Annotated in this window: 18 protein-coding genes; 13 read left to right on the top strand and 5 right to left on the bottom strand. The window is 42.8% G+C overall.

The genetic code is table 11. The annotated features are described in order from the left end of the window. Positions 1–52: 52 nt before the first annotated feature. The 3 genes from cydD to Q4492_RS06990 all read left to right on the top strand — a co-directional run bounded on the left by cydD (position 53) and on the right by Q4492_RS06990 (position 4917). On the top strand, positions 53–1765 hold the full coding sequence (gene cydD / locus Q4492_RS07000; protein WP_303416531.1) for a thiol reductant ABC exporter subunit CydD: 1713 nt from the start codon (positions 53–55) through the stop codon (positions 1763–1765). After that, positions 1758–3389, top strand: a complete 1632-nt coding sequence (locus tag Q4492_RS06995; protein ID WP_303416530.1) for an amino acid ABC transporter ATP-binding/permease protein — start codon at positions 1758–1760, stop codon at positions 3387–3389. The genes cydD and Q4492_RS06995 overlap by 8 nt, the downstream gene beginning before the upstream one ends. A 157-nt stretch (positions 3390–3546) precedes the next feature. Further along, positions 3547–4917, top strand: a complete 1371-nt coding sequence (locus Q4492_RS06990) for an aspartate ammonia-lyase (protein WP_303416529.1) — start codon at positions 3547–3549, stop codon at positions 4915–4917. Positions 4918–5014: 97 nt separating this feature from the next. On the opposite strand, the gene Q4492_RS06985 is transcribed toward Q4492_RS06990, so the two are convergent. From Q4492_RS06985 to Q4492_RS06970, 4 genes are all read right to left on the bottom strand, one after another. Continuing rightward, positions 5015–5671, bottom strand: a complete 657-nt coding sequence (locus Q4492_RS06985; RefSeq protein ID WP_303416599.1) for a cytochrome b/b6 domain-containing protein — start codon at positions 5669–5671, stop codon at positions 5015–5017. A 79-nt stretch (positions 5672–5750) separates the two neighbouring features. Then, on the bottom strand, positions 5751–6224 hold the full coding sequence (locus tag Q4492_RS06980; RefSeq protein WP_303416528.1) for a cytochrome c: 474 nt from the start codon (positions 6222–6224) through the stop codon (positions 5751–5753). 198 nt (positions 6225–6422) lie between these two features. After that, positions 6423–7796 carry a sodium:alanine symporter family protein gene (locus Q4492_RS06975; protein WP_303416527.1) on the bottom strand — a complete coding sequence of 458 codons (1374 nt, stop codon included), beginning with the start codon at positions 7794–7796 and terminating at the stop codon, positions 6423–6425. A gap of 641 nt (positions 7797–8437) precedes the next feature. Next, a complete protein-coding gene (locus tag Q4492_RS06970; protein ID WP_303416526.1) occupies positions 8438–8932 on the bottom strand; it encodes an Lrp/AsnC ligand binding domain-containing protein in 495 nt (164 codons plus the stop codon). A gap of 141 nt (positions 8933–9073) precedes the next feature. Here Q4492_RS06970 and Q4492_RS06965 point away from each other — a divergent pair, with 141 nt between their 5' ends. From Q4492_RS06965 to Q4492_RS06930, 8 genes are all read left to right on the top strand, one after another. Continuing rightward, positions 9074–10330 carry a D-amino acid dehydrogenase gene (locus tag Q4492_RS06965; protein ID WP_303416525.1) on the top strand — a complete coding sequence of 419 codons (1257 nt, stop codon included), beginning with the start codon at positions 9074–9076 and terminating at the stop codon, positions 10328–10330. 79 nt (positions 10331–10409) lie between these two features. Continuing rightward, positions 10410–10793: a Rid family detoxifying hydrolase gene (locus tag Q4492_RS06960; protein ID WP_303416524.1), complete on the top strand. Its 384-nt coding sequence runs from the start codon at positions 10410–10412 to the stop codon at positions 10791–10793. Positions 10794–10882: 89 nt separating this feature from the next. After that, positions 10883–11959, top strand: a complete 1077-nt coding sequence (alr, locus tag Q4492_RS06955) for an alanine racemase (protein ID WP_303416523.1) — start codon at positions 10883–10885, stop codon at positions 11957–11959. A gap of 10 nt (positions 11960–11969) precedes the next feature. Continuing rightward, positions 11970–12317, top strand: coding sequence for a RidA family protein (locus tag Q4492_RS06950; RefSeq protein ID WP_303416522.1), 348 nt, complete (start codon positions 11970–11972; stop codon positions 12315–12317). A gap of 209 nt (positions 12318–12526) precedes the next feature. Continuing rightward, on the top strand, positions 12527–13021 hold the full coding sequence (locus Q4492_RS06945) for a DUF4405 domain-containing protein (protein ID WP_303416521.1): 495 nt from the start codon (positions 12527–12529) through the stop codon (positions 13019–13021). Between the two features lie 122 nt (positions 13022–13143). Next, a complete protein-coding gene (locus Q4492_RS06940; RefSeq protein WP_067861807.1) occupies positions 13144–13323 on the top strand; it encodes a CPXCG motif-containing cysteine-rich protein in 180 nt (59 codons plus the stop codon). Positions 13324–13333: 10 nt separating this feature from the next. After that, positions 13334–13843, top strand: a complete 510-nt coding sequence (locus Q4492_RS06935; protein WP_303416520.1) for an MOSC domain-containing protein — start codon at positions 13334–13336, stop codon at positions 13841–13843. A gap of 55 nt (positions 13844–13898) precedes the next feature. Continuing rightward, positions 13899–15728, top strand: a complete 1830-nt coding sequence (locus Q4492_RS06930; RefSeq protein WP_303416519.1) for an ABC transporter ATP-binding protein — start codon at positions 13899–13901, stop codon at positions 15726–15728. 74 nt (positions 15729–15802) lie between these two features. Here Q4492_RS06930 and Q4492_RS06925 read toward each other — a convergent pair whose 3' ends face one another. Further along, positions 15803–16564 (bottom strand): ABC transporter substrate-binding protein, encoded by a 762-nt coding sequence (locus Q4492_RS06925; RefSeq protein ID WP_303416518.1) that lies wholly within the window; start codon positions 16562–16564, stop codon positions 15803–15805. Between the two features lie 360 nt (positions 16565–16924). On the opposite strand from Q4492_RS06925, the gene Q4492_RS06920 reads away from it, so the two are divergent. Together Q4492_RS06920 and rimK are read left to right on the top strand one after the other, a co-directional pair. Further along, entirely contained in the window at positions 16925–17398 is a 474-nt protein-coding gene (locus Q4492_RS06920) for a RimK/LysX family protein (RefSeq protein ID WP_303416517.1), read from the top strand. Beyond that, positions 17395–18300 carry a 30S ribosomal protein S6--L-glutamate ligase gene (rimK, locus tag Q4492_RS06915; RefSeq protein ID WP_067861822.1) on the top strand — a complete coding sequence of 302 codons (906 nt, stop codon included), beginning with the start codon at positions 17395–17397 and terminating at the stop codon, positions 18298–18300. Before Q4492_RS06920 ends, rimK begins: the two co-directional genes overlap by 4 nt. Positions 18301–18305: the final 5 nt, after the last annotated feature.

Genomic DNA, 18305 nt, shown 5'->3' with positions numbered 1-18305 from the left:
CTACTTTTAGAGCTAGCATAAATAGCCAAACATTAGAGTTAACACATAAACCATGGGTAAAGAGTCTCAAAAAGTACAGTTTAAAGACGCAGCCGATCTGCTTCGCCAATTTAGTCTGCATGGCAAACGGGAAAACCGGTTGTCTATACTGCTTGGTCTTCTGCAAATTGCTATGACAATTCTATTTGCGTTTGTCGTGGCTGATATTTTAGATAACGCCCTATTTCAACCGGAGAAAACACTACCCACTGCGCAAGTTTGGCTTGTCTTAACGCTGAGTTTATTGACAAAAGCCGTAGCGACCTACCTGCAAAACAACATCGCTAATCAGGCTAGCATTAAGATACGCAGTCAATTACGGCAATTTGCACTCAAACATTGCTTTACCCTTAATATTCGACTTTTCCCTCGATTTAAGACCGCGGAGCTTAGCAACCTGCTCAGTACTGAAATTAATAGCCTCCGGCTCTACTTTGCGGATTATAGTGCGCAAAAATATTTAGCTGTCTTGATGCCAATTGCGGTAATCATTGCAGCAGCTACCGTTAACTGGCTAGTGCCTATTATATTGGCATTAACTGCCCCATTAGTGCCTTTATTCATGATTCTAGTAGGGAAAAAAGCAGGGCAAGCAAGTCATGATAATCTCCAACAGCTTAACCGTCTTGGCAACTTAATGTCTGATCGGCTAAAAAATCTACAAGCACTCCAACTTGCCGGCACTACAGAGCAAGAAGCGGATAAATTATTCCAAAAGTCAGAATCATTCCGCGAAACCACCATGAAAGTATTACGTCTCGCATTTTTATCAAACACTATACTTGAGTTTTTTAGTGCCATTAGTGTGGCATTGGTCGCTGTTTATCTAGGCTTATTTTTTCTTGATAAATATCAGCTGGGGAGTTGGAGCGATGACCTGAGCTTGAGCCAAGGTGTATTCCTCCTGATGCTTGCGCCTGAATTTTACTTACCTTTGCGTCGTCTCGGCACCCTATATCATGCAAAGGCGGATGCAACGAGCGTTGCCGAACATCTTCTCACACTTAATAAGCTTGCTTCTCAAATATCAGGCAGCGAATTAAATGTAGAACAACAACCTCTTCCAAAAATAGGCAGTTTACAACTTGATACCGTTCAAGCGGGCGCTAAAGAACGACCTCTTCATACGCCTATCTCTATTACTCTAGAGATGAAAGATCGAGTGTTACTCAACGGCCCCTCGGGTTCAGGTAAAACAACACTGCTAGATACCTTGGCGGGGTTATATCCTCTTCATCAAGGCAAGATAAAACTTAATGAGGTTGAACATAACATCTACCAACATCCAGACTGGCAGCAACAAATTGGCTATATGACCCAAACCCCTGAACTACTGTTCGCCAGTATTCGAGAGAATCTTTGCCTTGGCCGTGACTTCTCAGATGAAACACTATTTCAAGCCCTCAAAGACGCACAAATAGAGGAGCTTATTAGCTCACTCCCCGGCGGGCTGGATTATATAATTAGTGATCAGGGTGGCTATCTATCAGGTGGGCAAGCACAACGTATCGCTTTAGCTCGCGTTTTTCTGCACAAACCTCGTTTATTACTTTTAGATGAGCCCACCGCCAACCTTGATGAAGCAACCGCTCAAGCTTTTATGTTGCAATTAGCCGTCTATGTGGAGCAAGGGGGCATGCTCATCATGACCAGCCACCGGCCCACAGATCAACACTTTTTCAATAAAGTCATTACTATGCAAGCCCTAGGAGAATCACATGAATAATGTCAAACGGCACTATTTAAAACTACTCCGGCAAGAGTATAAAATGGCTTTGCTTGGGGTTCTTCTTGCCGTAATTACTGCCTATTCAGGTATCGCTCTACTCGCGGTTTCGGGCTGGTTTATCAGTGCTGCAGCCTTAGCTGGGCTAAGCGCCGTGGCCGCACACTCTTTTAATTTCTTTGCCCCAGGCGCTATAGTCCGCGGCTTATCTATGTCACGAACCGCAGGGCGCTACGGCGAGCGTTTAAGTAGTCACGAAGCAACCTTTAGAATCATCTCTAATTTGCGGGCAGATCTATTTCGTCTCATTAGTCGCTTGAACTGGAACGAACAACAACTTAATCGCCACGAAACCTCCAGCCGTCTCTTACAAGATATTCAAAATATCGAAGCGATCTATCTCTCCGCAATACTTCCTGCTGCAGTCAGCTTTTTGGTTATGGGCGCCTATTTAGTAACTTTATATCTAGTACTACCAGCGTTAATACCATGGGTTATCATCCCTTTAATATTTGCAACGTTTGTTATGCCTTGGCTGTATAGCCATCGCGTCTTACAATCTGAGTCCACTTTACATAAACGTCACAGCGAACAATGGTTATCTGCCAGTGCATTATTAAGCAATATGAGAACACTGACTCTATTTGAGCGCCTAAAACACAGTGGAGAATACCTACAAAAACAGGCCCAAGAATCCGATAACTACGAATCCATGGCAGTACAGCGCCAACAACAAATATTACTACTCACCCAAGCCATTCTGATTATTATGACCGTACTCATATTTTGGCAGGGTTTATTAGCTTTCCAGCAAGGTCAGCTTGAAGGCGCTTATGCCTTTATGCTCCTGTTATTAACCTTAGGCAGTGCTGAAGTATTACTTAATAACTGCCCAGCTCTAGCAAACCTAGGTCTTGGTTTAGCCGCATTAGATCGCCTCCAAGACAACCTCACGAACAACACAGAAACACTCGACAAACGGACTTTCACGCAAACGGATTCCAGCACTATCGGCCTGCACATCAACCAGCTTAATTACCGCTACCCACAGCAAAAAGCTGACATATTTAAGCAGTTTAATCTTAGGTATGATGGACCGAATTGGATCTGGCTAAATGGAAGTAGCGGCGTAGGTAAAAGCACCTTGCTCAGTCTGATTTATGGACAACTCACTCCTAGTGCTGGCAGCATAGAGTTTACCGGTTTAAACGCAGATGAGATCCGCTTTATGCCACAACGTATCGATATACTCCGCGCCACACTTAGGGATAACCTAACACTTAATATCACAGCCTCAGAGCAAGCCATTAGGCATGCACTCAATATTGTTGAATTGGGAGAGTGGGCAAAAAGGCTTCCTAACGGTCTAGACACGTGGTTAGGCGAAGGTGAATGGCAACCTTCCGGCGGCGAACGTAAGCGAATTGGTTTAGCTCGCCTGATACTCCAAAACCCTCAACTTATCCTACTCGATGAACCTACTGCCGGTATGGATAGCACCCTTGCAGCCCAAATTTACTCGCAATTAAGAGCACACTGGGCCGACAAGATCGTATTATGCAGCAGCCATGAACATCATTTCATCACAACAAGGGATAAACGCCTTGAATTAACCGCCGTGTAAAAACAGCCTAAATAATAGCGAACAACTCTATCGCAGGGTGGTTAGTATCAGAGGATAGCCAAGGGTATTTTTTTTGTCTTAGGGAGAAAGGAATCTATATTTATCCACACCTAGACTAAACTTAAAAAGCAACACAAGCCGCATCACAGGTGAACTCATGGGCAAAAACAGCTACCGAATAGAGAACGACTCCCTAGGTGAAGTACAAGTTCCAATCGACGCCCTTTTCGGCGCTCAAACCCAACGCGCTATGGAGAATTTCACCATTAGCGACATCACCATGCCGAGAGCATTTATTCGCTCTCTAGGCTTAGTAAAAGCTGCCTGCGCAGCCGGCAATACAGAATTAGAAATACTCGATGCAGAGGTATCAACTGCGATTCAGTGCGCTGCTAAAGATGTTAGTTATGGGCATTACGACCATGATTTTCCTTTAGATGTGTTCCAAACAGGTTCTGGCACCAGCACCAATATGAACGCAAATGAAGTCATCGCCCACTTGGCCGCTAAACAACTAAATTCACCCGTTAACCCTAATGATCAGGTTAACATGAGCCAAAGCTCCAATGATGTCATACCGACCTGCATCCATTTAAGTGCAGCCCTGCTACTGAATGAACGTCTCATCCCTGCCCTAGAACACCTGATGCAAGTTATTAACGACCGATCAGAAACATTAACCCAGGTCGTCAAGACCGGACGCACTCACTTAATGGATGCTATGCCTGTCACTTACGCTCAAGAATTAAGTGGTTGGAAAGCACAAATAAAGCAATCAAAAGATAGATTACTCGATGTACAACCACGGCTATTTCAACTAGCGATTGGCGGCACAGCGGTAGGCACAGGCATCAATGCCCCAAAAGGTTTTGCAGAAAAAGTGTGCGCTGAGTTAAGCCAACTCACTAACCTACCATTTGAAGTCACGCCAAATCACTTTGCCGCTCTCAGCAGCCAAGATACCGCCGTAGAGTTAAGCGGCCAGCTCAAAACCTTAGCGGTGGCCTTAGTAAAGATTTCTAATGATCTACGTTGGGCAAACAGTGGGCCATTAGCCGGATTAGGTGAGATTAGCTTACCAGTGTTACAACCGGGCAGCAGCATCATGCCGGGTAAAGTGAATCCTGTCGTTCCAGAAGCCGTGGCAATGGCTGCTACGCAAGTAATAGGCAATGATTGCTGTATCACCCTTGCTGGCCAATCCGGTAATTTTCAACTCAATGTAATGCTACCTCTTGTTGCTCATAACTTGATTCAAAGCATTGAGCTATTAAGCAACAGCGTGCGCTTACTCGCAGATAAAGCGATCTCAAAAATGACAATCAATATTGACCGTATGGAATCAACCTTAGCTCTAAACCCTATCTTAATTACCGCTCTCAATCGAGTTATCGGTTATGAACAGGGCGCAATCATCGCTAAGCGAGCTTATGCCGAAAAAAGAACCGTACTTGAGGTAGCAATCGAGGTAACAGGTATGGACGCTGATGAGTTAAGTCGATTATTGGATCCAAAGAACTTAACCTAACCCCTTATCTAAAATAGTCTAAGCGCTAGAGGTTAAGTCAGTATAAGAAATGGATAAGGGAGGTCAGAACGCTCCCTTAAACTAAAAGAGGCATATATTAGATAGGTAAACCAAACAGGTAATACACCCAAGCAACGCTTAATGCGACACACATTAACAAAGCAACAGGATTAACAGGTTCTCTAGGTTTTGCGTTACCTAAATCCTTCTTTGTTCCCGTCACCATAGAAGCCACCAGCTTCTCTTTAAATAAGATGCTATGTGTAATAACACCCAAAATATGTAATCCAACTAAACACTGTAGGATAATCTGTACAGTATGATGAACTTCTGCGCCTAAACTTGCCAGTTCATCACTTACGCTCGCATAAAAAGGGCCTTCCCATAATACCTCGTCTGAGGTTACTAGGCCTGAAGCGACTTGCAGCATAAGCAGTAAAATAAGCATCACAACCATCATTGCGCCAGCAGGGTTATGGCCATAGAAATGTTCTGATGTATCACCTTTAAAAGTCGACTTTAGATAACTAAGCCCCTTGATTGGTGAAACAATAAAAGAGCAGAAACGCGCATAATAAGTACCCACGATGCCCCATAAAATACGAAAAAGAATCAAACCAGATAATAGGTAGCCACTATAAAAGTGCCATTGCATCAGGCTGTCATCCCAATTACCGCTATAAATCAGAAACAGAAAAAGTGAAACTAGCACCCAGTGGAAAATCCGGGTCGGTAGATCCCAAATTTTAACCATCAATTTAATACTCCATATACCATTGAAGATTTCAATAGAAGGTAGCCCTATTAAGCAACAAGACTACCTTTAGATCTCTTTACTTAGCTTTGTAATTGTCGTGACAAGACTTACATGACTTACCTAAAGGACCAATCGCATCACGTAACGCGTCAAGACCCTGGCCTGCACTTTCTGCCATTGTATTTGTCGCCGCTACCCAGTTTTTATGTTTTTCACCAATATCGGAATCAGCCGCCCAAATGTCTGCTTTAGCTTTTGTTACATCAGACAAGCCTTTAGCATCCATATCAGAACCTTTTGGCCACATCAGTGCATTATCCATTGCCGCCGCGTTTTTCAGGTTATTGGCAATCGCTTGAGCCAATTCAGCATCATAATCACGCTTCCCTTTAGCCATCGCACCAAGCACGCCCATATTAAACTTCACCATCTGGAAGAAACCTTGACGGCCTTCTATCTGGTCTTCAAAAGGGAAATCTTCTGCCATAGCAGGTGAAACGGTTGTCGCTAATACCGTTGCGCACAACGCTGCCTTAATAAACTTTTCCATTGTTAGACTCTCCTCACTGATTTAATTATCAGACATAATAATATCATTCTCACTAGGTAAGAATAATCTAATATTAAAAATTAATCTGTAAAGTTATGTAAAAAAACCGCCTATAAATAGACAAAAAAAACCGAGCAAACGCTCGGTTTTTCGACTTTAAAAACAGTGTGATTTATGTTTATGCTTTAACGCCGCAGTTTATTTACCCGCTAGCGACTCAGCGGCTTGCTTATCGAAATACTCACGTGTTAAACGGAATACAACAGGGCTCAACAAAGCAAGTGCCACTAAGTTAGGAATCGCCATTAATGCATTCAGAGTATCGGCTAGCAACCAAACAAAATCTAAGCCAACTAAAGTACCAACAGGAACCGCTAGAATCCAAAGGATACGGAAAGGTACAATAATTTTCACGCCAAACAGGTACTCAGCACAACGCTCACCGTAAACGCTCCACCCCAAAATAGTTGTAAAGGCGAAAATAGCTAACGCTATAGCAACAATATAGTTACCCACACCAGGCAAGGCTTGAGCAAACGCAGCAGAGGTCAGTGCTGCACCGGACTCACCGGAAGTCCATGCACCTGATGTAATAATCACTAAACCAGTGATAGAACAGATAATAATAGTATCTAGGAATGTACCTAGCATCGCGATCAAACCCTGACGAACAGGATCTTTAGTTTGAGACGCCGCATGGGCAATAGGCGCAGAACCTAAACCAGCTTCGTTGGAAAACACACCACGCGCCACACCGAAACGAATAGCTGCCCATACCGCTGCACCGGCAAAACCGCCTTCGGCAGCAGATTCTGTAAATGCATAAGTAAAAATAAGATCAAGTGCATGAGGAATAGCATCAGCATTAATCGCTAATACAACAAGGCCCGCAACCAAATAACTGATCGCCATCAAAGGCACAAGCGAACCCGCAACAGCACCAATACGTTTAATACCGCCCAATAGAACAGCTGCTGTTAGCACCATTAAAACAACACCCGTCACCCATAATGGCGTACCGAAATTCGATTCAAGAACAGATGCAACTGAGTTTGATTGAACGGTGTTACCAATACCAAAACCGGCAATCGTACCGAAAATGGCAAAAAGCGTACCCATCCAAGCCCATTTTTTACCAAGACCATTTTTGATGTAATACATCGGGCCACCAACATGGTTACCCTCTTCATCTACTTCACGGTATTTAACCGCTAGTACCGCTTCGGAAAACTTAGTCGCCATACCCACTAGCGCAGTACACCACATCCAAAAAAGAGCGCCAGGACCGCCTAAGAATACCGCAGTCGCAACACCTGCGATATTACCAGTACCAACCGTTGCAGACATAGCAGTCATCAACGCTTGAAATGGAGAAATGTCACCCTCTTTCCTTTCTGAATCAGTCGCTTTACGACCATTCCACATAAGTTTAAAACCAGTACCAAGCTTAAAGATTGGCATCAGTTTTAATCCTAGCTGTAAAAACAAGCCTACACCTAGAATCAATACAAGCATCATGGGACCCCATACGATGCCGTTAACCATAGTGATAAAACCGGTTAATGCTTCCATTATTTTTCCTCGATATTTTTGTCTTAATTGAGGTTTGTTTACTCTTGAACTTCTTATTATTAGTACATGCTGCACTGCACTTTTTATGTGTTATAAACACAAAAGAACAGCTAACAACTACCTGCAATAAAACAGCAAACTAATGGCTGACTCAATCAGTTTGCTTAACATGCAGATCCCCTCGATCACAGCACAAGCAATACTCATCAAAATCATTTATTGCCAACTAAAAGAAATACTCTTTTAACAGTTATGGCCCTATTATGACAAATAGTAGTTCCCAATAAGATAAGTCAATTTAGCTAGATAATGGCTTTGAAATTAATAGATATTCCGAATAAATAACTTTATATCCCCCCCTAAGAGAGGGAAATATACTTTTTTATAGGAAAAATTAAGAGATTGCAGCGATCTATAATAAAAATTTCAAATAAACAGATGTTTCCACTGCTATAGACAAGTTTCAAAGCTAATAGCGACACAGTAAAGCTAATAAGCGAATGATTCCTTTTGAATAATGAATACTAGGAATTTAAGAATTAATTTCCGCTGTACTCAAAAAATGTGATTGTGCAAAGAGAAAGTTCCACATAACACAGACACTTTAGCGTCAATTTCCTATCCATCTATATAAGCCCAAGCTAGGGATTCGCTTTATACTCAATAGGCAGGGCATATGTCTCTCGCACCTCTTCCATTACTATGTAACTTTTAGAGTTTTTAACACCAGGCAAGGTCAATAACATATCACCCAATAACGCACGATATTGCGACATATCATTAATACGAGCTTTAAGTAGATAATCTGCATCACCCGATACTAAATGACACTCAAGTATATAAGGCAAATCAGAAACAGCTCTGTTAAACATACGAAAGGCGTCTGGTGTCTGATAAGACAACGAGATCTCTACAAATACCAACATATTGTAATCAAGCAGCTGTGGATTCAAGCGAGCATAATAGCCCTCTATATAACCCTCCTTTTCCAACCGTTTTACACGCTCAATACAAGGCGTAGAACTTAATCCTACCTTCTCCGCTAAGTCGACATAACTAATTCGACCATCAGACTGTAACGTACGCAGTATACTGATATCCAAACGATCTAATGCACGTTTTTTATTATTCGTCATATAGAGAAATCCACTGCATATATTAAATTAATTAGCTAATATCGCTTAATTATAGAAAAATTCAAAGCCATTTAATACAAAAAAGCCAATAAACTAGTGTTTTCTCATTAGCAAAATAAATTTAATAAATGAGGTCATACAATGAAAGTATTGGTTTTAGGTGCAGGCGTGGTTGGCGTTACTAGCGCTTGGTATTTAGCCAAAGCAGGCCATGAAGTAACTATAATCGATCGCCAAGTAGATGTCGCCTTAGAAACAAGTTATGGCAATGCCGGACAAATATCCCCCGGTTACTCAGCTCCTTGGGCTGGTCCAGGCATCCCTCTTAAAGCGATTAAATGGTTAATGCAAGACCTTGCCCCGTTTATGATTAGCGGCAAAGAAGTCGATATTCAGACGCTTGGCTGGATGACAAAAATGCTGACTAACTGCACTGAAGACGCTTATCACACCAATAAAGCTCGAATGATGCGTTTAGCTGAATACAGTCGCGATTGCTTTATTAACCTACGTCAAGAGATTGATATAGATTATGAACAGCGCAGCAAAGGTACGCTGCAACTGTTCCGTACAGATAAACAGGTCAGCGACTCTAAAAAAGACATCTCTGTTTTAGAAGAGTGTGGGGTTAATTTCCAAGCCCTCGACACCGACGGTTGTATTGAATATGAACCAGCCCTAGCAATGGTAAAAGAAAAAATCGTTGGCGGCCTTCGACTACCGGGCGATGAAACGGGTGATTGCTTCAAATTCACTAACGCCCTTGCTGAAGAGTGTAGAAAGTTAGGTGTCGTCTTCAAGATGAAGACCGATATTCTTAACATCAACACTGAGGGTGATGAAGTCGTGAGTGTCAGCACCTCAAGAGGTAAGATGACATCTGATGCTTACCTCGTTGCATTAGGCAGCTATTCAACCTTAATGCTCTCAAAAATTGGTTTAAAAGTACCTGTTTACCCTATCAAAGGTTACTCATTAACAATACCGATTATAGATCCATCCAAAGCACCAACCTCTACGGTTATGGATGAAACCTATAAAGTGGCTGTCACACGTTTTGATGATCGTATTCGTGTTGGTGGAACCGCAGAGATCGCCTCTTACAACAAAGAGTTAGAAGAAAAACGCCGTGCCAATGTTGAGTTTGTTGTAAATGATCTCTTCCCTGGTGGTGGCGATATAGAACAGGCTGAATTTTGGACAGGCTTACGTCCGATGACACCCGATGGCACACCGATTCTTGGCGAAACCAATATCTCTAACCTGTTCTTAAATACCGGCCACGGTACTTTAGGTTGGACTATGTCACTAGGTTCAGGCAAATACGTTGCCGATGTAATCAGCCAAAAGGCCCCAGATATAGATAACGAAGGCTTGTCGGTAGCCCGTTACGCTTAACACCTATCTAAATCGTATCTAATATTTTTGATGCCAATCAGCCAACTGATTGGCATCAGTTAACATTGAAGGAACTATTATGAGCAATAAATCTATCATCACCACCAACAAAGCCCCAGCGGCGATCGGCACATACTCTCAAGCAGTCAAAGCAGGTGATACTGTATACCTTTCAGGTCAAATCCCGTTGAACCCTGAAACAATGGAGATGGTTACAGAATCTTTTGAAGCACAAGCCGTACAAGTATTCGAAAACCTACAAGCGGTAGCAGAAGCCGCTGGTGGTAACCTAAACGATTTTGTTAAAATAACAGTGCTTTTATCTGACCTATCTTACTTTGCTCAGGTTAACGAAATCATGGCAAAGTACTTTCAAGCACCTTATCCTGCGCGTGCAGCTTATGCGGTCAAAGCATTACCAAAAGATGCTGATATAGAAATCGAAGCGATTATGGTTTTATAAGACAGCTTAAAATAGCTTTTACGAGATTATCATCTTTATTTTTTAGCGCTATTTATTATTACTAAAAGCACCACCGATTAGGAGTTCCCATGGCACGCCCAGCCACCGCTACAATTAACTTAGATGCTATACGTCAGAATTATCTTTTGGCTAAATCTGTGGCGCCTAAACAAGGCGCATTGGCTATTATAAAAGCCAATGCCTATGGACATGGTGCCGTAGAAGTTGCCAAAGCCTTAAGTAAAGATGCAGATGGGTTTGGCGTAGCCTGTATTGAGGAAGCCATTGAGCTTCGCAATGCAGGTATTAGCTTACCTATATTATTACTAGAAGGTTTTTTCACCGCGGATGAGCTACCTATTATCAGCGACCAAAACTTGTGGTGCGCAGTTCACAACGCAGATCAGATCGATATTATTGCTAATGCTCCACTAAACAAACCTATCACCGCATGGTTGAAATTAGATAATGGCATGCATCGTTTAGGTATCACTCCAGGTGAATACAAAGAGGCATTTAATAAGCTATCGGCTCTACCTCAAGTTGAACATGTTGTATTAATGAGCCACTTCTCTGCTGCCGATGAGCCTGAACTTAATACAACAGCTGAACAAATCCAGATTTTGGACACTCTCGCTGATGAGCTCAAAGCGCCGATCAGTATGGCCAATTCAGCCGGAACCCTTGGACATGATAATGCACGTAGGGACTGGCAGCGCCCAGGTATTATCCTTTACGGTGCAAGCCCTTTTGCTGAAGCACATAAGTTAGCCGATCAGCTAAAACCAGCTATGACATTAAGCTCAGAAGTTATTGCCGTTCGCGAAATCGAGCCGGGTGAAAGTGTAGGCTACAGCGCCACATGGACCTGTGACAAACCCACCCGTGTAGGTACGGTCGCTATGGGATATGCCGATGGTTACCCACGTCATGCGAAAAATGGCACCCCCGTACTTGTGGATGGACATAAAAGCCGCATTATTGGTCGCGTTTCTATGGATATGTTGGCCGTTGATCTCAGTGATATTCCAGACGCTAAAGTTGGTAGCTATGTGGAGCTTTGGGGCGAGAACTTACTAGCTTCAGAAGTCGCCGCTTGTTGCGACACTATCCCCTACACCTTGTTTACCGGTATTACTCGCCGTGTACACAAAAAATATATTTGAGGAAACATCTATGAGCATTGAGCGCATGGAATCTACCGAACGCATGAGCCGTATCGTTAAGCATAACAATACCGTTTACCTTTGCGGCCAAACCGCTGGCGAAGCCCAGTGGGATATAGCAGAACAAACGCAACGCTGCCTAGATAAAATTGATGACTTACTCGCTAAAGCGGGTAGCCACCGTAATCAATTACTTTCTGTCACTATATATATCCGTGATATGAAAGATTTTGCTGCGATGAATAAAGTCTGGGACGCATGGGTAGCAGACTGTGAAAAGCCTGCTCGTGCTTGTGTAGAAGCACGTATGGCGCGTCCTGAGATACTTGTTGAATTGAGTGTCACTGCCGCATATTAAATGCTCAATCGATCATATTCATAGAAACTTTTAGGGGGCATTTAACGCCCCCTTTTTTTTATGCTCAATAACAAGAGCCCACCCTCTTAATCGCCTTCGCCTTAACTTTAAGACCCTCCTTTACTTTTCTTTACAGTTTATAAACCCTAGTTAACTCTTCCTAACGGCATAATTTCTATAAAGAGATATAGCTTATTTGGATCATCGTTATGAAATACAACCACCGTCATTTTTCAACGCCCCTCATCATCGCTAGCGGTCTAATTATTGCGATTAGTGGCGTTATGATGTTTTTCCATATAGGGAAAGATGTAGTCAAATTAATGCATGAGTGGATTGGCCTTATCATGGCCGCAGCGACTCTGCTACATATTCAGTTTCACTGGCGCTCCTTTAAACAATACTTCTCAAAGAAAACGGGCCTTGCCGTTATAAGTTTTATATTACTAGGAGCTAGCGCTCTAGCCTTAACGCCAATAGAGCATAAACCACATCCAGACAAGCAACTTATTGAACTCTACTCAGAGAAGTCACTAGAACAGATCGCCTCCTTTGAAGAGCGTAATATAGAGCAATTACTGATTGATTTAGAGATCGCCAATTTTAGCGTTAGTTCAGAACAACTAAGCCTGAAAGATATTGCTCAAGAAAATCATGCGCGCCCATTTGAATTAATCAATGCCATAATTAATCCGGAATACTAACCGCCTTTCAGCTATTCTAAACCTAGCCTGTATCATTTAAATTTAAACAGGCTACCAAACCCTTTCCACAAGCGATAAACGAAAACCACACTCTTGTTCAAATTGATCTTAAAAGAGGTGCTATGTTCATATCTTTCGAATGTCCTTACTGTATGACCCCAAATACTGCTGAAGTAGATCCGGACAACGATATTGATCAGCAGATGATTCAAGATTGCGAGATCTGCTGCCAACCGATTGAACTTTTCATCACCGAAAGCGATCAAAAGATCTACGTGGAAGCAAAGCAGGAATGGGAGTAGCCATCGTTTTATGAGCTTACATAGTTTATTTTTACGTTACGCAAAAGATCTACCTCCCGGTACGCTTAACTGGATAGGCATTAGACCAGAGCGTAAACAGCCCCTGATCTCACTTGATCATGTCATGGCAATTAAACACAAAGGCTTAGAAGGTGATCATCGCTGCATAAAAACGCCCGGCTCTGCACGCCAAGTAACGCTTATCTCTGAAGAGTTTATTCAACAAATCGCTTATTACGCTAACAAAAGCACTATAGCCCCCGATCTTTTACGGAGAAACCTTGTTGTATCCGGCATTAATCTCAATGCGTTAAGATACCAACAGTTTCGAATCGGCAGTGCTGTATTTGAAGCCAGCGCTTTATGCCACCCCTGCTCAAGAATGGAAGCAGCCTTAGGTCATAATGGTATTAGTGCAATGCTTGGCCACGGCGGATTATGCTGTAAAATCATCCGCTCAGGTGAGATCAAAGTTGGAGATCGTTTACATGTGCTCAATACCCAACAAGACCTTTTTTAACGGCTGTGATTGACCCCACCACTCATAACTACCTTATTCACTGTTAGAGAGACTTATGTTTTCATTTTTTGAAAAGCTGATTCCCGCTTTTCCTCCTGCAGAGCCTAGCCAACCGCCCAAAGGCCTTTATGCGTTCTGTCGTCACTATACAAAAGGGGCAGAATGGCCATTAATAGCGATGTCTTTACTCACCGCTACGGTTGCCATTTTAGAAGTCACTCTATTTGGTTTTATGGGACAACTAGTTGATTGGCTATCAACTAAAGATAGAGCCACCTTTCTTGAGCAAGAAGCAGATCAACTTCTGTTAATGAGCTTAGTGCCTTTGATTGCGCTGCCCATTGCCGGTCTACTACATTCATTAATTACCCACCAAACTCTTTTGGGTAACTACCCTATGTCCATCCGTTGGCTCGCCCATCGCTATCTTTTAAAACAAAGCGTCTCCTTTTATGCCGATGACTTTGCCGGACGAATCTCAACAAAAGTGATGCAGACGGCACTTTCTATACGTGAATCAGTAATGAAACTACTAGATGTCATGGTGTTTATCGTTGTCTACTTTTTTGCCATGCTAGTATTAGTCGCTCAATCAGATTGGCGCCTCACCTTACCTATGGCCATTTGGTTATTATTCTATGTAGGGATCCAAACCTATTTTGTCCCTCGCTTGAAAAAAATATCTACCGAGCAAGCCGATGCTCGCTCAATGATGACCGGACGAATTGTCGATTCCTATGCCAACATTACAACCATAAAACTTTTTTCCCATACTCAGCGAGAAGCTGAATACGCTAAGGAGGGTATGGATCTATTTTTAAAGACTGTCCATAAACAGATGCGTCTTGCCACAGGGCTGAACCTTAGTGTGCAATGCATAAACCACCTGCTCTCATTTTCTGTAGCCTCTCTTTCCATCTGGCTTTGGCTCGAAAATGCTGTATCTGTTGGTGCCATCGCTATCTCTATCGCCTTAGCTCTGCGGTTAAATGGTATGGCGCACTGGATTATGTGGGAGATCAGTGCACTTTTTGAGAATATTGGCACAGTTGCCGATGGCATGAGCACACTTTCAAAGCCACTCCAGATCCAAGATAAAGCCCATGCAAAAGCACTTAAAATAAAAAATGGGGCAATAGACTTTAACGCTGTCAGCTTTGGTTACGGTGAAGAGAAAAAGATCATAGATCAGTTAAATTTGGCGATAAAATCGGGTGAAAAAATAGGCTTAGTAGGTCGTTCTGGCGCAGGGAAATCAACCATTGTTAATTTGCTTATGCGTTTTTACGATGTTGAAAGTGGCTCTATACAAATTGATGGCCAAGATATTAGAGACACAACACAAGACTCCCTGCGCGCGCATATAGGCATGGTCACTCAAGATACCGCACTCCTTCATCGTTCAGTGCGCGATAATCTACTTTATGGTCGACCTGAAGCAAGCGAAGAAGAGATGATCTATGCAGCTAAAAAAGCGGAAGCACACGACTTCATTCTAGGCCTACGCGATAGTGCCGGACGTACAGGCTATGATGCCCACGTGGGCGAACGGGGTGTAAAACTATCCGGTGGACAACGCCAACGGATCGCAATCGCCCGCGTATTACTTAAAGATGCACCTATAATTATCTTAGATGAAGCAACATCTGCATTAGATTCTGAAGTCGAAGCCGCAATCCAATCTAGCTTATATACCTTAATGGAAAACAAAACCGTTATAGCGATTGCCCATCGCCTATCGACTATCGCAGCTTTAGACCGCTTAATCGTCTTAAATGAGGGAAAAGTACTTGAACAGGGAACCCATAACGAGTTAATTCAAAAGCAGGGAATTTATGCCCAGTTATGGGCCCATCAAAGCGGTGGCTTTTTAGGTGAAAAGTGATAATAAACTGCATGCTATAAACTTGTTACCTAGCATGCCCGTATCAGATAGATACTCTCTATTAGATCTCTCTATTATTTCCAATCCTTAAGGCCATATTTAGCTAAAATTGTGGAGAGTTCTCCCGACGCCCTAAGCTTTTTTATGCCATCAGATAGAAGGTCTGCATACACTGTTGAACTTTTCAGTGCTGGAGAAAAAGCGATATACGCTTTTTCCCGTTGCACAACTGTGCCAGCAAATTTAAATTGATCCGCTACACCCAACTGATTTGCGGTATACCAAAACACAGGATCAGTTTCGATCATCGCATCAATACGATGCCTATCAAGTAATTTAATCCCCTGAGATAACAAATGATAATTCCCATTGAGCATAGTGACTCTCTCAGCACCACTCTCTTGGATATAACTCCTTAACTCATCACCGTAGTCATAGCCTAAAATAGCCCCTAACTGCACATATTTAAGGGATTCAACTCCCTCATAAGTCCAGTCACTATCTTTACGCACAAAGAAAGAGTTCGCCAAAACCGCCAACTCTTCTTGAGGATAGATGAAATGTGGGGCATCACTCTTAAAGCCCCCCATAATGGCATTAATATTACCTTTTCGCGTTTCTTGAATAGCACGCGACCAGTTCATCTCTATATATTCAACATCATGTCCATGGTCTGAGAATACCCGCTGGGCAACCTCCACCATAAAACCGGGCAGTTCGGCACCTACTTCACAATTAAACGGACACCAGCGGTCTGCCGCAATTAATATGTGTTCAGCATAAGCCCGAGGCATAACAACAAAGAACAAACAAATTAAAATCAATATATGACGCATAAATATCAACAATTAGAATATAAGTGCACAAAAATTAGTATCCTGTGTTATTAGAGTATACCGAATAGAACGATACATAGCCTAATCCCATTACCGCTTCCCTTCTTCAATAATAAGAAACCCCATTAGTCGACAAAATAGATATCTCTACCTAAAGTTAGTTCAGGGTTAGCTATCAATCGGCTCCCTCTTTGGAATACCGCTAATCAATAGATGATTTTTAAATAGCCTTGATTAACTGAAATAGAGTGCAATAACAGATTTTCCTTGGTAAAAGGAGAAGCGTAAATTCTGCCTGCAGCACTTCTAACTTATCCACTCAAAAAGCAGCGCTAGGCTTATACATTATAGGTATGCACCATGGGTAAAGAACGTATATCAACAGGCTGGCAAGAATGGGCTCTACTTCCTGAGCTCGGTTTAACGCCATTACAAACCAAAATTGACTCAGGAAGGCAAACATCGACCCTGCATGCCTTTATGACTGAGGAGTTTGAAAAAGATGGGCAGCCTCACGTCCGCTTTTGTATTCATCCAAAACAGAATGATCGGACAGACGCTGTACTCTGCGAAGCCCCCATCCTCGGCAAGTTCGAAGGTACAAATAAGTACGGCAAAAAAGAAGACGATTATCTTATAAAAACGACGATTCAAATGGGGAACGAGCAGTGGCCTGTTGAGTTGGTAATTACCAATATGGATGAAATGACATTCCGTTTAGTGTTAGGCCACTCAGCAATTGACGGACGGCTCATCGTAGATCCTGCAGCCACATTTTTATTAGGTTCCTCCGATGATATGACACACAATTCAAGCCAAAAGGCAGACAAATGAATATCGCCATCCTTTCACGTAACAGAAAGCTCTATTCAACTCGCCGTCTCGTCGAAGCATGCGAGCAGCGTGGCCACGAAGCTATGGTGGTAGATGCCTTAAGAACCTATATGGATATTGCATCAAATAAACCACAGGCTCACTTTAAAGGCGAACCACTACCCCACTTTGATGCCGTCATTCCTCGTATTGGCGCTTCTATTACCTTTTACGGCACTGCGGTTCTACGTCAGTTTGAAATGATGGGTTCCTACCCTTTAAATGAGTCAGTCGCTATTTCTCGCTCTAGAGACAAACTACGTACTATGCAGTTACTTTCCCGTAAAGGCGTAGGTATGCCCTTTACTGGATTTGCGAACAACCCTGATGATATAGGCGATCTAATCAAAATGGTTGGCGGTGCACCTCTCGTCATCAAGTTACTTGAGGGTACTCAAGGTATAGGCGTTGTCCTTGCTGAAACACAAAAAGCAGCCGAAAGCGTACTTGAAGCCTTCATGGGTCTAAAAGTGAATATTATGGTGCAGGAATATATTAAAGAAGCTGGCGGTGCCGATATTCGCTGCTTAGTTATTGGTGATAAAGTCGTTGCTGCGATGAAACGCCAAGCAATGGCGGGGGAATTCCGTTCCAACCTTCATCGTGGCGGCAGTGCATCACTGATTAGAATATCCCCCGCTGAACGAGCCACCGCAGTCAATGCAGCCAAAATAATGGGGCTCAATGTGGCTGGGGTTGATCTCTTACGTTCAGAGCGAGGCCCGTTGGTGATGGAAGTGAATTCATCACCTGGGTTAGAGGGAATCGAATCCGCAACTGGCAAAGATATAGCGGGTATGATTATTGATTTCATTGAGAAAAATGCAAAACCTCATCGAACAAAAACACGGGGTAAAGGTTAATATCT

Source organism: Neptuniibacter sp. 1_MG-2023 (assembly GCF_030547185.1).
GTDB lineage: Bacteria > Pseudomonadota > Gammaproteobacteria > Pseudomonadales > Balneatricaceae > Neptuniibacter.
This window is presented reverse-complemented; position numbering and strand designations above follow the sequence as displayed.

Bases quoted from the DNA above. Each gene is read 5' to 3' on its own strand.
- cydD (WP_303416531.1), top strand. From the start codon at position 53: ATGGGTAAAGAGTCTCAAAAAGTACAGTTTAAAGACGCAGCCGATCTG.
- Q4492_RS06995 (WP_303416530.1), top strand. From the start codon at position 1,758: ATGAATAATGTCAAACGGCACTATTTAAAACTACTCCGGCAAGAGTAT.
- Q4492_RS06990 (WP_303416529.1), top strand. From the start codon at position 3,547: ATGGGCAAAAACAGCTACCGAATAGAGAACGACTCCCTAGGTGAAGTA.
- Q4492_RS06985 (WP_303416599.1), bottom strand. From the start codon at position 5,671: ATGGTTAAAATTTGGGATCTACCGACCCGGATTTTCCACTGGGTGCTA.
- Q4492_RS06980 (WP_303416528.1), bottom strand. From the start codon at position 6,224: ATGGAAAAGTTTATTAAGGCAGCGTTGTGCGCAACGGTATTAGCGACA.
- Q4492_RS06975 (WP_303416527.1), bottom strand. From the start codon at position 7,796: ATGGAAGCATTAACCGGTTTTATCACTATGGTTAACGGCATCGTATGG.
- Q4492_RS06970 (WP_303416526.1), bottom strand. From the start codon at position 8,932: ATGACGAATAATAAAAAACGTGCATTAGATCGTTTGGATATCAGTATA.
- Q4492_RS06965 (WP_303416525.1), top strand. From the start codon at position 9,074: ATGAAAGTATTGGTTTTAGGTGCAGGCGTGGTTGGCGTTACTAGCGCT.
- Q4492_RS06960 (WP_303416524.1), top strand. From the start codon at position 10,410: ATGAGCAATAAATCTATCATCACCACCAACAAAGCCCCAGCGGCGATC.
- alr (WP_303416523.1), top strand. From the start codon at position 10,883: ATGGCACGCCCAGCCACCGCTACAATTAACTTAGATGCTATACGTCAG.
- Q4492_RS06950 (WP_303416522.1), top strand. From the start codon at position 11,970: ATGAGCATTGAGCGCATGGAATCTACCGAACGCATGAGCCGTATCGTT.
- Q4492_RS06945 (WP_303416521.1), top strand. From the start codon at position 12,527: ATGAAATACAACCACCGTCATTTTTCAACGCCCCTCATCATCGCTAGC.
- Q4492_RS06940 (WP_067861807.1), top strand. From the start codon at position 13,144: ATGTTCATATCTTTCGAATGTCCTTACTGTATGACCCCAAATACTGCT.
- Q4492_RS06935 (WP_303416520.1), top strand. From the start codon at position 13,334: ATGAGCTTACATAGTTTATTTTTACGTTACGCAAAAGATCTACCTCCC.
- Q4492_RS06930 (WP_303416519.1), top strand. From the start codon at position 13,899: ATGTTTTCATTTTTTGAAAAGCTGATTCCCGCTTTTCCTCCTGCAGAG.
- Q4492_RS06925 (WP_303416518.1), bottom strand. From the start codon at position 16,564: ATGCGTCATATATTGATTTTAATTTGTTTGTTCTTTGTTGTTATGCCT.
- Q4492_RS06920 (WP_303416517.1), top strand. From the start codon at position 16,925: ATGGGTAAAGAACGTATATCAACAGGCTGGCAAGAATGGGCTCTACTT.
- rimK (WP_067861822.1), top strand. From the start codon at position 17,395: ATGAATATCGCCATCCTTTCACGTAACAGAAAGCTCTATTCAACTCGC.